The sequence below is a fragment of the Acinetobacter sp. NIPH 817 genome (assembly GCF_000368405.1).
Classification (GTDB): domain Bacteria; phylum Pseudomonadota; class Gammaproteobacteria; order Pseudomonadales; family Moraxellaceae; genus Acinetobacter.
Genome location: NZ_KB849419.1, coordinates 106,551 through 121,478, shown reverse-complemented (window position 1 = coordinate 121,478; position 14,928 = coordinate 106,551). Strand labels below are relative to the sequence as shown.

The window sequence follows — 14,928 nt, the reverse complement described above, 5'->3', positions numbered from 1 at the left end:
AATCATAAATTGGCAAAACACCTATTTTGTTTCATTTTTGACGTTGTATGTGGGAGTAAATTTTCTTTCGGTGTGAGCATGGATAAGCAAATTATTTTTGAAGACGAACACATTAGAGCCATTTTTTTACCAGGCGATTCTAATACATTGGTTCTCTCTTTTGGCGATTTGATTACCCGAGCGAGTGGCTTATCTATCAATGCTGAAAAGTCCCTAATTAAATACCAATATAATATTATTGGGGTAATGCCAAAACAAAAATCATGGTTTCCGCAAGCGAGCATGATTGAGCTGGCAAAAGCGATTTCGCCTATTCTAGAAGGCTTTAAAAATATTGTGGGTTATGGCGGTTCGATGGGCGGCTATGCAGCAATCAAATATTCTAATTTATTGAATATGAATCGTGTGATTGCATTTGTGCCTCAATATTCAATTGATCCTGAGCAGGTTGAAGATCGACGCTATGCCGAGTTTTTCGATGCTGTGGCAAATAAAGACATGCAAATCCAGCCGCAAGATGTCGATGCAGCGCGTGAATACGTTATTGTTTATGACCCTTATTTTTCAACTGACCGTGAACATTATCTAAAAATAAAAGAGCTATTACCAAACTTACATACGATTCATTTGCCATTTACTGGTCATGAAGCATTGTCTGTATTGGCAAGTTCAAGTTTATTACATGATTTTATTGAGCATGAATTTGACGAAATTTATTTTTATCAACAAGTTCGCAAGGTCAAAAAGCAAAGTAAGTTTTACTTCCGTAATGTACTTGCACATGTTCTTACCCATCATGATGACATGTTGTTAAAAATATTACGCCAAAATGATTTTCAGCTTGATGAGCGTTATTTTGATAACCCCCTTAAACAGGCTATTACGCGTAGTCTGATAAAGACACAGCAAGCAACTGAGCTAGACTTTCAAAAGTTAGGTATTAAAGTACCGCGAGTTCAGGATGCTGCGAATTATAAAGAAGGATTGCAGACCAGCTTTGGCACAATTTTGGTATTCAACCTCATTAATTCAAAGTTTGAAAGTTATGCTCTAGATGTTCTGCTGGCGAATAAATCTTATTTGATTCCAATTGTGGCTGAACACACTGGTGTAGTTCACATTGAATTAAATAATGAAAATTATTTGTTGGGAATGAATGATCGCAAAGTTATTAAATTGTTCAAGCACAACGAGCCTTTATCATCTGATATGAGCCCATTTGTAGTCAAAAAATATTCCGATTGTTTTGCAATCAGCTATAAGCAATTAAATTTATCTTGTGATGAACACGGGATGTGTGAATTTATAGAAGGTTCAATTCAGCCGACTGAACAACTAGCCTTAATCAGCTTTTAAAACTTTATAGTGGTTAAATAAAGCTCAGACCTTTAGGTTTGAGCTTTATTTTTTGCTTAAAAAATTTTTTTTCATAAACTTATTTGTATATTAATTTGAAATTCATTATTTAAATAAATAGTGCATTTGTTCTGCGAATATTTATTGTATTAAAAGTAGATATAGCCAGTGGTGAATATAAATACTATATTTTGAAATAAATGGGTTTTCTTAATATATAAATTATAGAAATGGTGTTAGGTTAATTAAAATACATAAATAATGATGTCTTTCTATAAGATTATGTTTTTGTTATTTATTTTATTTAAAGAGGATGGGGCTGCTTAAAATAAGTTCACTATTCAAAGATAATTGCATATTTATTTTTTTCTCCTAAAATGATTTTTTACTAAATTGTCGTTACAGTTTTTTATATGCAATCATTAAATTATCGGAATAATGATGCATCGCAACATGGAAGTTCTGCACCTTTGAAACGAGCAATGAGTACTCGACATTTGGTGATGATCTCCCTTGGCGGTGCCATAGGTACAGGTCTTTTTTTAGGGTCGGGTGATGTAATTTCCCAAGCTGGCCCAATTGGCGCAATTATTTCTTATTTTTTAGGCGGTTTAATTGCCTATACCGTGATGTTATGTCTTGGTGAGCTTGCGGTACATGTACCAGAATCAGGATCATTCGGTGAGTATGCTCGTCGCTATATTGGTCCGGGTACAGGCTATATGATCACTTGGTTATATTGGTTAACTTGGACCGCGACTTTAGGAACAGAGTTTACCGCAGCAGCTTTGCTGGTTCGTGAGTGGTTTCCCTCTACTTCTGTTTGGGCTTGGACATTATGTTTTGGTGCCTTAGTTTTTTTCATTAATATCAGTTCAACGCGATTATTTGCCGAGTCAGAGTTTTGGCTGGCACTTGTGAAAGTTGTCACGATTATTTGTTTTATTGGGTTGGGTTTGCTGGCGATTTTTGGATTTATTCCATATCACGGGCACGAAACTGCGCCGTTGTTTAGTAATTTAACTGCCCAAGGCTGGTTCCCACATGGTTTATTTCCAATTTTTGCAACCATGCTGATTGTTAATTTTGCTTTTTCGGGTACAGAATTAATTGGTGTGGCAGCAGGGGAAGCAGAGAATCCAGCACAGACAGTTCCTAAAGCAATCAATGCTGCTATTTGGCGACTACTGATTTTCTTTGTTGGCACAATTGTTGTAATTAGTTCATTGTTACCATTCCAGCTTGCCGGTTTGAGTGGTAATGAGGTGAGTAATAGCCCCTTTGTGACTGTGTTTAATTATATTGGTATCCCATATGCTGAAGATATTATTCGCTTTGTGATTATTACGGCTTTACTCTCTGCTGCAAATTCTGGTTTATTTGCTGCTTCACGTATGATGTGGTCGCTTTCTGCAAAAAACCAATTACCGAAAATCTTTTCTAAACTTACACCTTCAGGAACACCTATTGTAGCTATTGTGGTCACAATGCTGGGTGCTATACCAGGTTTACTTTCAGAGCAATTTGCACCTGAAACTATTTTTAAGAATTTATTGGGTGTTGCCGCTTTCACCATGGTTGTAGTGTGGATTGCAATTTGCGTATCTCAATTCAACTTCCGTAGACAGTGGTATAAATCTGGTAAAACTGCAAAAGATTTGCGTTTTGCTGCTCCTTTATTTCCTTTAACCCCAATCGTGGGTGGTCTGTTCTGTGCTATTACTTGTATTAGCATGGTATTTGATCCTTCGATGCAGGTTGGCTTCATCTGTTGTATTGTTTTCATTCTTGTGTGTTATGCGAGCTATTTCATTTTTTATCACAAGAAAGATGCGGTGTAGAGCTAAGCAAAGATAGGCTTTCTAAAGCATAGTCTAAAGGCCCCATTTGGGGCTTTTTTATTGCCTGTAGGAAATTAGAAAAGGGTGGATTTTATATATTTTTTTTAAAAATGAATTTTTATTTTTGATCATAAAAACAAATATTGTTTTATAAATTTACCACTGATCGGATTTTTATTAATATTTATTTATTATAAATATTTGATTAAGTCTATGTTTAGTCTTGTTATTTAATAAAGAGCTGTTTTTGGATTTTTGGAATATAAGGGTTGAATGAACATAATATGGATTTAATGTGAAGAATAGATAATTTTTTGATAGTTTTCTAAAAATTAAAAGTTATTAAGTTATTGTTATATATTAATAAAAATATTTACATTTTTTGTGTTTATGGTTATTTGTTTTCTATAATATTTTTTTATTAAAGTTAAGGGTTTTTTAATATTTGTTGTTTTTTTATTATAAATGTTAGTGCGATTTGATTATTTTTTCTCTTCTTATTTATTTTAAAATGTTCTAAATGAGCTTGCTCTATGCTATATTTATTGGAAGATTTTATATCTATGTTGCGGCTTAATTTTAAGCAGTATGTGTGGAAATAATTAATCTGTAGGATTATTGAACAAAGTTTATTTTAAAAAGACTAATGGAGGGATCTATCGATTAGTCAAAAAAATTTTATGGACTCATGGTTTTTGTAAATCATAGTTCTTTTTAACTCCCAAACGGTTATGTCACTTCTTTTGTATTTATATTTCAGCCGGCTGGTTTTAGTGGGTTGTGGCTAGTTTTTTGCTTTTATAAAACTCTCTTTATAAACAGCAATTTAGACAAAAGAAAACTTGTAAAAGATATCGGTATATAAAAGTAGATCGTACTTTTAGTACCAACAAATGGAATTTAAAAAATCTGATGCTTTAGACGAGCAAAAGATTTAGTAAATAAACTAAGGCTCTGTTATTTCAGGGTTTTAGTTGCTAAATAATAAAGATTACAGATTTATCAAATCTGAGTCTATGAAGGTATATAGGAAAAAAGATGTCAGATCTTTCATACGTAAACGAACACAGCGATGCATGGCAAACCTACTTGGCACAAATTGACCGTGTTGCTCCGTACTTAGACCATTTGGCTGAGTTTATCGACACTTTAAAACGTCCAAAACGTGCACTTATTGTAGACGTGCCAATTGTAATGGATGACGGTTCTATTCAGCACTTTGAAGGCTATCGTGTACAACATAACTTGTCTCGTGGTCCAGGTAAAGGTGGTGTTCGTTACCATCCGAATGTTGATTTGAACGAAGTTATGGCGTTGTCTGCATGGATGACAATTAAAACTGCTGTTTTGAACTTGCCATTTGGCGGTGCAAAAGGTGGTATCCGTGTTGACCCACGTAAATTATCTAATCGTGAATTAGAGCGTTTAACTCGTCGTTATACGACTGAAATCGGTCACATTATCGGGCCTCAAAAAGATATCCCTGCTCCAGACGTTGGTACAAATGCCAATATCATGGGTTGGATGATGGATACTTATTCTACAAGCCAAGGTTACACAGTAACTGGTGTTGTAACTGGTAAGCCAGTTCACTTAGGTGGTTCTTTAGGTCGTGTAAAAGCGACTGGTCGTGGTGTATTTGTTACAGGTCGTGAAGTAGCTGCAAAAATCAACTTACCAATTGAAGGTGCGAAAATCGCTATTCAAGGTTTTGGTAACGTAGGTAGTGAAGCTGCTTTCTTATTTGTTGAATCAAAAGCGAAAGTTACACACGTTCAAGACCATACAGGCACTATTTTCAATGCTGATGGTATTGATCTTGAAGCTTTACGTGATCACGTAAATGCAAATCAAGGCGGTATTGGCGGCTTCGCTGGCGCGCAATCAATCGCTGATGAAGATTTCTGGACAGCAGAAGTTGACATTATTGTTCCTGCTGCATTGGAAGGTCAAATCACTGTTGAGCGTGCTCAAAAACTTAAAGCTAAGTTGATTTTAGAAGGCGCAAACGGCCCGACTTATCCTAAAGCTGAAGACGTATTAGTTGAGCGTGGCATTGTTGTAGTACCTGACGTTGTATGTAACGCCGGCGGTGTAACTGTAAGTTACTTCGAATGGGTTCAAGACATGGCGAGCTACTTCTGGACTGAAGAAGAAATCAATGAGCGTTTAGACAAATTGATGGTTCAAGCTATGGATGACGTTTGGAACACAGCGAACAGCAACGCTTGTACTTTACGTACAGCAGCTTACATCTTGGCATGTGAGCGTATTTTAAAAGCTCGTAAAGAGCGTGGTATTTTCCCAGGCTAATCTGCGGAAATTACTTTTAGGAAAAGTGGTCTGAGCAAATATTAAGGATGTTATAGGGTTATTTGTTCAGCCCCTTTTTCTGAATTATTCAAAATTAAGTGTTATCGAATATATTAAATAAATACTGAGGTAAGCATGGAACAGCCAATTTCTGTAACTCGAAGCAACTTTAACGACTGGATGGTTCCAGTTTTTGCACCGGCAAATTTCATTCCGGTACGTGGCGAAGGTTCACGTATTTGGGATCAAGAAAATAAAGAATATATTGATTTTGCAGGCGGGATTGCAGTAAACGCATTAGGTCATGCGCATCCAGTGGCAGTGAATGCTTTAACAGAACAAGCAACAAAACTTTGGCATGTAGGTAACGGTTATACCAATGAACCCGTTCTACGCCTTGCAAAACAACTCACCGAAAATACATTTGCAGACAAGGTTTTCTTCTGTAACTCAGGTGCTGAAGCGAACGAAGCTGCACTCAAACTAGCTCGTAAAGTTGGTTTAGACAGCGGTGTTGCTGGCAAAAGTGGCATTGTGGCATTTAATAATGCTTTCCATGGCCGTACCTTATTTACCGTTTCAGCGGGTGGTCAACCTAAATATTCACAAGACTTTGCACCACTTCCAAATGGAATTAACCACGTTGCCTTTAATGATTTAGATGCTGCAAAAGCGGTGATTAATGAGCAAACTTGTGCAGTCATTGTTGAACCGATCCAAGGTGAAGGCGGCGTTATTCCAGCTGATATCGAATTTTTAAAAGGTTTACGTGCACTGTGTGATGAATTTGGTGCATTACTTATTTTTGATGAAGTGCAAACTGGTGTAGGCCGTACAGGTGCACTTTATGCCTACATGAACTCTGGTGTTATTCCAGATGTGTTAACGACTGCAAAAGCACTAGGCGGTGGTTTCCCAGTCGGTGCAATGTTAACAACTGATAAGTTTGCTCCACATTTTTCAGTGGGTACACATGGTACGACTTATGGTGGTAACCCGTTAGCAAGTGCGGTTGCAGGTGCAGTATTTGAGTTTATTAATACGCCTGAAGTACTCGATGGTGTGAAGCATCGTCATCAATATTTCCTCGATGCACTAAATGCATTAAACGCTGAACATCAGATTTTTGAAGAAATTCGTGGTCAAGGTTTATTGATTGGCTGTGAATTAAAAGCTGAGTATGCCGGGAAAGCTAAAGATATTACGACCTGGGCGGGTGAAGAAGGTTTACTTGCTTTAATTGCAGGTCCGAATGTAGTTCGTTTTACTCCGTCGCTTATCATTCCTGAACAAGATATTGATGAAGGGATTGCTCGTTTAAAAAGAGCGTTGGCTAAATTGGCTAAATAAAAAAAGGAAAGCTAGCCATGATGATCGTCCGTCATGCCGAGTTTCGAGACCTTGAAGATATTTATAAATTAGCGGGTAAGTCGGGTGTAGGCCTGACTTCCTTGCCACAAAATATGGATACACTTTCGGCTCGAATTTCACGTACTCGCAATACTTTAAATGGCAATGTCCATAAAAGTGAACAAGGCTATCTGTTTGTTCTTGAAGATACAGAAGCTCAACGTGTTATTGGTTTAAGCGCAATTGAAGTTGCTGTAGGACTTATTGAGCCTTGGTACAACTTTCATGTTGGTACTCAAGTACACGCTTCAAAAGCATTAAATGTTTATAAGTCACTACCTACCTTATTTTTGAGTAATGACAGAACGGGTAGTAGCGAACTCTGTACATTATTTTTAGATCCAGAGCGTCGTGAAAACCAAAACGGTAAGTTCTTATCGAAAATCCGTTTTATGTTTATTGCTGCCTTTAAGCAATATTTCGAGAAAAAATTAATTGCTGAAATGCGTGGTTTCTCAGACGAAAATGGATGTTCTCCATTTTGGGATGCGATTGGTCACCATTTTTTTAATATGGATTTCTCAACAGCAGACTATTTAAGTGGAATTGGGCAAAAAGTATTTATTGCAGAGCTTATGCCACGTTTCCCAGTCTATGTAGATCTCTTGCCGAAAGATGCGCAAGAGGTGATTGGAAAAATGCATCCACAAACTTTGCCTGCTTATCATGTGCTTGAGTCAGAAGGCTTACGCTATCAAGGATATGTCGATATTTTTGATGCGGGTCCAACCATTGAAGCCAATATTGATGAATTACGGGCAGTAAAAGAAAGTCAGTTTTTAAACGTCAAAATTACAAGTGATGCTGCGGTCGGTAAGACCCAATATCTCGTTGCCAATGATAATTATCATGACTATAAGGCAATGTTGATGAAGCTTGATCTTGTTGATAACACTATAAATTTAACACATGAACAAGCTGAAAAACTCGGTGTACAAGAAGGTCACGTTGTTCGTGTGTTATCACTAAATCCAATGGAAGTTTCCTGATGTCAAAATCTTTATTTATAAACGGTGTCTGGTTACAAGGCAGCGGCACAACATTTGAAAAAACAAATCCAGTTGATAACCAAACTGTATGGTCAGGTGCTGACGCAACTGCTGCTGATGTAGAGCAAGCTTGTCAGGCAGCGCGTACTGCATTTCCAGCATGGGCACGTTTACCACTTGCCGAACGTGTAGCGATTGTTGAAAAATTCGCGGCTTTGCTTGAAGAAAATAAAAAGCATTTAGCAGAAGTCATTAGCCAAGAAACCAGTAAGCCATTTTGGGAAACACTAACTGAAGTTCAATCAATGATTGGCAAAGTTGCAATTTCAATTCGTGCTTATCATCAGCGTACAGGTGAAAGCTCAACTGAAATGGCCGATGGTGTAGCATCTTTACGTCACCGTCCACATGGTGTGCTTGCAGTTTTCGGTCCATATAACTTCCCGGGCCATTTACCAAATGGGCATATTGTTCCTGCATTACTAGCAGGTAATACCGTGGTATTTAAACCAAGTGAATTAACACCTTGGACTGCTGAAGAAACTGTAAAACTTTGGCAGCAAGCTGGTTTGCCAAATGGTGTGATGAACTTAGTGCAAGGTGGTCGTACCACTGGTGAAGCGCTAGCTGCTTCACATGAAATTGACGGTTTATTGTTTACTGGAAGTGCAAACACGGGTTATCACTTGCATAAGCAAATGGCAGGTGCTCCTGAGAAAATCCTTGCGCTTGAAATGGGCGGCAATAATGCATTGATTATTGATGAAATTATTGATGTCGATGCTGTAGTTAATCTCACTATTCAATCTGCATTTGTTTCGGCGGGTCAGCGTTGTACATGTGCACGCCGTATCTTGGTAAAAAATGGCGCAGAAGGTGATGCATTTATTCAACGTTTCGTTGAAGTTGCAAAAAATCTAAAAGTTGGTCGTTGGAACGATGAGCAACAACCATTTATGGGTGGCGTTATCTCGTCAGTTGCCGCATCAAATATGATGCTTGCTCAGCAAAAATTGCTTGAGCTTGGCGCAAAAAGCTTGTTGCCAATGACGCGTCCACAAGAAGATAGTTCGTTACTTACTCCAGGCATTGTTGATGTAACAGGCGTCACAGATATTCCAGATGAAGAATATTTTGGTCCGCTTACGACGATTCAACGTTATGACAATTTTGAAGAAGCATTAAAAATTGCGAATGCAACTCGCTTTGGTTTGTCTGTTGGTCTGGTTTCACCAAAACGTGAACTGTTTGATCAAGTACTTATTGAAGCGCGTGCCGGTATTGTGAACTGGAATAAGCCATTAACAGGTGCTTCAAGTGCTGCACCGTTTGGTGGTGTCGGAGCATCTGGTAACCACCGCGCAAGTGCCTTTTATGCAGCTGATTATTGTGCTTGGCCAATGGCTTCACTTGAAAGTGACAGCTTAACCTTACCAGAAAAATTATCTCCAGGGATTGTGTTGCCTTAAACACTAGGGAAAGAAAAATGAAAGGATATGAAGTAAATTTCGATGGCTTGGTGGGACCAACACATCACTACGCGGGCTTGTCGTTTGGTAATGAAGCATCGACAAAAAACCGTAATAACGCCTCGAATCCAAAATTAGCAGCTAAACAGGGCTTGCTAAAGATGAAAGCCTTGGCTGACATGGGAATGAAACAAGGTGTGCTTGTTCCGCATGAGCGTCCACATGTTCCAATGTTACGCCGTTTAGGTTTTACAGGAGATGACATTAGCGTTGTTGCTCAAGCAATGCGTCATTCACCTGAACTATTATCATCGCTAAGTTCAGCTTCACCAATGTGGACTGCAAATGCGGCAACTGTTTCACCTTCGGCAGATAGCCAAGATGAACGCGTGCATTTTACCGCAGCGAACTTAAATAATAAGTTTCACCGTTCAATTGAAGCTGAAACTACAAGTCAGGTCCTACAAGCGATCTTTAAAAATGAACGTCATTTTGTTCATCATGAAGCTTTACCACAAGTGGCCTTGTTTGGTGATGAAGGTGCAGCAAATCATAATCGTTTAGGTGGTGATTATGCTAAACGTGGAGTTCAGGTTTTTGTTTATGGTCAACAACATTTAAATAATGGTTTACCAGGACCAAAACGCTATCCAGCTCGTCAGACGCGTGAAGCAAGTGAAGCAATTGCACGTTTGCATCGATTAGATGATGCGCATACCGTTTTTGTTCAACAAAATCCGGATGTAATTGATCAGGGCGTATTTCATAACGATGTTATCGCGGTAAGTAACCAACAGGTTTTATTCCATCATCAACATGCATTCTTAAATCAAGATCAGGCTTTTGCTGAAATTCGTCAAAAAATGGCAAGTATCGGTGAAGATTTTATCTCGATTGAAGTCCCTGAAAACCGCGTTACTGTTGATGATGCCGTAGCGACCTACTTATTTAATAGCCAGATTTTGACTCGTCCAGATGGTGGAATGACCATTGTTGTGCCAGAAGAGTCTCGCCAGAATAAGGCTGTTTGGGGTTATCTGAACGATATGGTTCAGATGGGCACACCAATTGATGCTATTCAGGTATATGACTTACGCGAAAGTATGCGTAATGGTGGTGGTCCGGCATGTTTACGTTTACGCGTAGCTTTAAACGAAACTGAGTTAAATGCTGTAAATCCAAAAGTTCTCATGAACGATCAATTGTTTGGCACACTCAATCAATGGGTAGATAAACATTATCGTGATCGTTTGGCACAAGAAGATTTGGCTGATCCGCATTTACTCATGGAAAGCCGTATGGCACTCGACGAACTGACCAAAATTTTAGGTTTAGGTTCCGTTTATCCTTTCCAAAAATAATGAGGAGGTGACATGCAAGATTTTCTAGCATTAACCTTACAAGGTGAGCAGCCTACAACTCGCGAAGGAAAACAAAATAATTTTTCTTGGCGTTGGTTGGGTGAGGGACTTCTTGAATGCACCCCAAACGCACAGTACGACAAAGCTGTCGTACTGTCAGCTGGAGTGCATGGTAATGAAACAGCACCAATTGAATTATTATCTCATCTTTGCACGGATTTATTTGCAGGGCGTTTAAACCTTGCTGTGAGATTGCTGCTTGTGTTGGGTAACCCTTATGCAATGCGTCAAGGTAAACGTTATGTGCATGACGATGTAAACCGAATGTTTTGTGGTGGATATAAAACTCTAGCCGTGACTGAGGAATCAAAGCGTGCTGAAGTTTTAGAGCAAGTTGTCACAAACTTCTTTCAAGAAAGTGCAAGTGACGCTAAACGCTATCACTATGATTTACACACAGCAATTCGTGCTTCATTGTTACCAACGTTTGCTTTATTTCCCTATCAAACGCATGGCTATGATGCTGATTTAACAGCAAGTCTTGAAGCAGCCGATTTAGATGCTTTGGTTTATCACAATGCGGTCGGTAAAACGTTTACACATTTTACGAGTGAGAATTTTAAAGCGGCGAGCGCAACTTTAGAGTTAGGCAAAGCCTTACCATTTGGGCAAAATGACTTGAGCCAATTTGCTGCAATTGATGAAGTTATTCGTAATGTAGTTTCTGAGCAAGCATTGCCGACACGTCATAAATCAAAAATACGAGTGTTTAAAGTATCAGATTCTTTAATTAAAAAAGATGAAGATTTTCAGATGAATTTATCTGCTGAAGCTCCGAATTTTTCGACTTTTACCAAAGACGAAATTATTGCGGTTCAACCTTCTGGCAATTATGTTGTTGAGCAAGATCAAGTCTGGATTTTATTTCCAAATCCAAATGTGAAAATTGGTTTACGTGCAGGTTTAGTTTTAACAGAAACTAGCTGAACATTCGATTTTTAAGAAATAAAAAAAGGGCAATTAATTGCCCTTTTTTTATTTATAAGATATTAGTTCGTACCGAAAAGACCTTTAACCCAAGATTTCTTTTCTGCTTTTTGTGTAGTCGCTTGAGCGCCTGCATTTACGTTTGCATTTGCATTAATACCAGCAACATTAACACCAACGTTTACACCTGTTTGAGCGTTAACTCCATGAGCTGGTTGAGCTGCATTTAATTTTGCTTGAGCATCAGCTTTAGTGTCAGCTACAAACTCTTTTTGCTCAGCTTGGTTTTGAGCTACACGAGTTTTTACAGCATCTACATGCGCTTGAGCATTAGCTTGTTTTTCAGCAGTAAATTCTTTTTGGTCTGCTTGTTTTTCTGCAAATTTAGCTTTTACAGCATCAACACCTGCTTTTGTATCAGCTTTCGCTTCAACTGCTAAGTTTTTAGTACCGTTTGCAGCTTTAGTCGCTACATTTTTAGTACCTGTTACTGCTTCGGTAGCAAAATGTTTAGTACCAGTTGCGGCTTTAGTTGCTACATTTTTAGTACCTGTCGCAGCTTCGGTAGCAAAATGTTTTGTACCATTTGCAGCTTTAGAAGAAAGTTCAGTCACTTTTCCTGTTGTTTTTTTTGTTGCTTTAACTGTAGTGTCAGCCGCTACATGACCAGCATGCTTCGCTGAGCTACCTACATTATGAGCAGTATTTTTGACTGTGTTGGCTACGCCACTAACAAGACCGCCCGGTTGTACATTTACTTGAGCAGAAGCATCTGCATTAACGCCCGCACTTTGTGCAAAAATAGAAGCAGAAGCAAGAACACTTGCAGTAACGATAGCTGTTTTCATCATTTTCATTGCGATATCCTTCAAAGAATATACCCTTTTAGTGAGGTATTTCATAAACGCAAACGAATCATATCTAAGGGAATATGGGCTTGGGAACTGACTTCATCAAAACGTTACAACAGTGTTACGTTGAGTAAACAGACTAGGGAGGAATTGTGGAGATTAATAAAAATTAATAATAAAGTGAAAAAGAACATTTATTTATTAGAAAATCTAATTAAGCAAAATGAGTTCTTATTATTTAGTTTTTAAAAAAATATCTTTTAATTTTTTCATTTCGTTTTTTCGAATTTGTTCTCTATATCTTCAAATGTGATGTAAATCTCATTATTTATTGGAGTAAACGGCATAGTTATTGCTTATTATGAGAATAAGGCGCTTTTTAGCACTTTTTTGAACCATCTTCTGCCAGAAATATAAACGTACAGGGCAGAACTGTATTTTTGCTTATTCGGGATAAAGTTATTTTAACTTTTTAGTGGTTATGTATTTCATTAAATAGATTTTTCACATGAAAAATATATTAAGAAATACTGCTTTATTTCAAATAATCAAAAATAAAAATAGATATCTATAAACAAAAAAACAGAGATATGACAGATGAAAATTATTGCTTCCCTTCTTGTAATAGTCGGCTTGATCGCCGTTGTTCTCTATTTAAAGCCCATAAGTGGTGCATCTGATGTGTTTAATTCTGCTTTACATGAGTCGAATTCGCCACAACCAGACACATCGTCTTTTCTTTCTAAACTTAAGGAGCCTACTCAACCTAAAAATCTATCTCAACATTCAACTCATCCACAATCGGTATCAGCTGATACTGTTCCTTTTTATGACACAAAAAGTGATCCTTCAATTCAACCGATTGATCCAGAAAAAGATCCAGCAAATGAAATAAAAGCGAAATAAGTAAATTGTTAGTTGAAAAACTACGGAGAAAAATAATGCAAAGTAAAACGTTATTTCTATTAGGTCTATGTACGATTTTAAGTACAACTGTATCAGCTCTTCCTTTAGATTCTAAAGGTGCTAAACAGCAATTAAATCAGGCAGCAAAACAAAAAGTATTTCAGGGCAAAATCGATTTAGATGCCTTGGTGAATAATGAGTCGAATGATTTAATTGTTGAATACAATATTGCTTCGGTGAGCGTGCCTTCCGGGTTAGAACGGCGAAGTTATATTGCAACAAATAAGAAAAATTTACAGGCAAGGTTTAACCGTGCTGGTGGTGTTCAAGTACTTCGGGACTACAATAATTTGCCTTTAGCTTTTTATCGGATTAGTAACCGCGAAGCTTTGGTTTCTTTACTCAATGATCCGAATGTTAAAGCGGTTTACCCAAATCGTATTAATCAAACCACGACCAATGAAAGTTTACCTTTAATTAATCAACCACAAGCAAATACCAATGGTTTCACTGGTGAAGGTTCTAGTGTGGCAGTGATTGATACAGGGGTGAATTATCTTAATTCTGATTTTGGTTGTACGGCAGTAAACACTCCATCAAATACTTGTCGCGTTGTTTACTCATTTGATAGTGCACCAGATGATGGTGCTTTAGATGATGATGGGCATGGTAGTAATGTTTCAGGCATTGTGTCTAAGGTTGCCACTAAGACCAAAATTATAGGCATTGATGTGTTTAGAAAGGTCAGATCCCAAGGTAAATGGGTAAGCACAGCTTATGATAGTGATATCCTCGCAGGGATTAATTGGGCTGTAAATAATGCACAAACCTATAATATTAAAGCAGTTAATTTAAGCCTTGGCGTGCCAGGTGTTAAATATACCTCGGAGTGTAGCGATAGCAGTTATGGAACAGCATTTGCTAATGCACGAGCTGCTGGTGTGGTACCTGTAGTCGCTTCAGGCAATGATGCATTTTCAGATGGAATTTCATCTCCTGCTTGTGTTGCTGGTGCAGTAAGAGTTGGTGCTGTTTATGACAGTAATATTGGGGGTGTGTCATGGGGGAATCCTGTGAAATGTTCTGACCCGACAACAGCGGCAGACAAAGTGGCGTGCTTCAGTAATGGTGGTAGCCTTGTGACTTTGTTGGCGCCAGGAGCAATGATTACGGCAGGTGGCTACACTATGGGAGGTACATCTCAAGCGACACCACATGTGGCAGGTGCGATTGCTTTATTACGAGCGAATAGCGTGAGTCCAACAGAAAGTATTGATCAAACCATCAGCCGTTTAAAAACGACAGGTAAACCAATTAGTGATTCGAGAACAGGTCTAGTTTTTCCACGGATTGATTTACTCGCAGCAACCAATGGTTTGATCGCTAACTAAATATCTTGTTTATAATTTTTAAAATTAGGTCAAAAAATTTTAAAATGGCTATAA

11 protein-coding genes are annotated in these 14,928 nt (G+C 38.0%); 10 read left to right on the top strand and 1 reads right to left on the bottom strand.

Annotated features, from left to right (window positions below):
- The first annotated feature begins 78 nt into the window (after window positions 1-78).
- From F968_RS01925 to astE, 8 genes are all read left to right on the top strand, one after another.
- Window positions 79-1,356: a hypothetical protein gene (locus tag F968_RS01925; protein WP_004789731.1), complete on the top strand. Its 1,278-nt coding sequence runs from the start codon at window positions 79-81 to the stop codon at window positions 1,354-1,356.
- Window positions 1,357-1,769: 413 nt separating this feature from the next.
- Window positions 1,770-3,197: an amino acid permease gene (locus F968_RS01920; RefSeq protein ID WP_004789730.1), complete on the top strand. Its 1,428-nt coding sequence runs from the start codon at window positions 1,770-1,772 to the stop codon at window positions 3,195-3,197.
- A gap of 1,038 nt (window positions 3,198-4,235) precedes the next feature.
- Window positions 4,236-5,510, top strand: a complete 1,275-nt coding sequence (locus tag F968_RS01915) for a Glu/Leu/Phe/Val family dehydrogenase (protein WP_004789729.1) — start codon at window positions 4,236-4,238, stop codon at window positions 5,508-5,510.
- A 135-nt stretch (window positions 5,511-5,645) separates the two neighbouring features.
- Entirely contained in the window at window positions 5,646-6,860 is a 1,215-nt protein-coding gene (locus F968_RS01910) for an aspartate aminotransferase family protein (RefSeq protein ID WP_004789728.1), read from the top strand.
- 17 nt (window positions 6,861-6,877) lie between these two features.
- Entirely contained in the window at window positions 6,878-7,909 is a 1,032-nt protein-coding gene (gene astA, locus F968_RS01905) for an arginine N-succinyltransferase (protein WP_004789727.1), read from the top strand.
- Window positions 7,909-9,378 carry a succinylglutamate-semialdehyde dehydrogenase gene (astD, locus tag F968_RS01900; protein WP_004789726.1) on the top strand — a complete coding sequence of 490 codons (1,470 nt, stop codon included), beginning with the start codon at window positions 7,909-7,911 and terminating at the stop codon, window positions 9,376-9,378. The genes astA and astD overlap by 1 nt, the downstream gene beginning before the upstream one ends.
- Before the next feature lie 17 nt (window positions 9,379-9,395).
- Entirely contained in the window at window positions 9,396-10,739 is a 1,344-nt protein-coding gene (gene astB / locus F968_RS01895) for an N-succinylarginine dihydrolase (protein ID WP_004789725.1), read from the top strand.
- Between the two features lie 12 nt (window positions 10,740-10,751).
- The gene (astE, locus tag F968_RS01890; RefSeq protein WP_004789724.1) at window positions 10,752-11,726 is read left to right on the top strand and encodes a succinylglutamate desuccinylase; all 975 of its coding nucleotides are present in this window, start codon (window positions 10,752-10,754) and stop codon (window positions 11,724-11,726) included.
- A 62-nt stretch (window positions 11,727-11,788) separates the two neighbouring features.
- On the opposite strand, the gene F968_RS01885 is transcribed toward astE, so the two are convergent.
- Entirely contained in the window at window positions 11,789-12,583 is a 795-nt protein-coding gene (locus F968_RS01885) for a hypothetical protein (RefSeq protein ID WP_004789722.1), read from the bottom strand.
- A 591-nt stretch (window positions 12,584-13,174) separates the two neighbouring features.
- Between F968_RS01885 and F968_RS01880 the strand changes: the two genes are divergently transcribed.
- Both F968_RS01880 and F968_RS01875 read left to right on the top strand, forming a co-directional pair.
- Window positions 13,175-13,483, top strand: coding sequence for a hypothetical protein (locus F968_RS01880; RefSeq protein ID WP_004789721.1), 309 nt, complete (start codon window positions 13,175-13,177; stop codon window positions 13,481-13,483).
- 35 nt (window positions 13,484-13,518) lie between these two features.
- Window positions 13,519-14,874, top strand: a complete 1,356-nt coding sequence (locus F968_RS01875) for a S8 family peptidase (RefSeq protein WP_004789719.1) — start codon at window positions 13,519-13,521, stop codon at window positions 14,872-14,874.
- Window positions 14,875-14,928: the final 54 nt, after the last annotated feature.

What these genes read in the sequence shown, in the direction of transcription:
- F968_RS01925 (WP_004789731.1), top strand. Translation starts at nt 79, where the DNA reads ATGGATAAGCAAATTATTTTTGAAGACGAACACATTAGAGCCATTTTT.
- F968_RS01920 (WP_004789730.1), top strand. Translation starts at nt 1,770, where the DNA reads ATGCAATCATTAAATTATCGGAATAATGATGCATCGCAACATGGAAGT.
- F968_RS01915 (WP_004789729.1), top strand. Translation starts at nt 4,236, where the DNA reads ATGTCAGATCTTTCATACGTAAACGAACACAGCGATGCATGGCAAACC.
- F968_RS01910 (WP_004789728.1), top strand. Translation starts at nt 5,646, where the DNA reads ATGGAACAGCCAATTTCTGTAACTCGAAGCAACTTTAACGACTGGATG.
- astA (WP_004789727.1), top strand. Translation starts at nt 6,878, where the DNA reads ATGATGATCGTCCGTCATGCCGAGTTTCGAGACCTTGAAGATATTTAT.
- astD (WP_004789726.1), top strand. Translation starts at nt 7,909, where the DNA reads ATGTCAAAATCTTTATTTATAAACGGTGTCTGGTTACAAGGCAGCGGC.
- astB (WP_004789725.1), top strand. Translation starts at nt 9,396, where the DNA reads ATGAAAGGATATGAAGTAAATTTCGATGGCTTGGTGGGACCAACACAT.
- astE (WP_004789724.1), top strand. Translation starts at nt 10,752, where the DNA reads ATGCAAGATTTTCTAGCATTAACCTTACAAGGTGAGCAGCCTACAACT.
- F968_RS01885 (WP_004789722.1), bottom strand. Translation starts at nt 12,583, where the DNA reads ATGAAAATGATGAAAACAGCTATCGTTACTGCAAGTGTTCTTGCTTCT.
- F968_RS01880 (WP_004789721.1), top strand. Translation starts at nt 13,175, where the DNA reads ATGAAAATTATTGCTTCCCTTCTTGTAATAGTCGGCTTGATCGCCGTT.
- F968_RS01875 (WP_004789719.1), top strand. Translation starts at nt 13,519, where the DNA reads ATGCAAAGTAAAACGTTATTTCTATTAGGTCTATGTACGATTTTAAGT.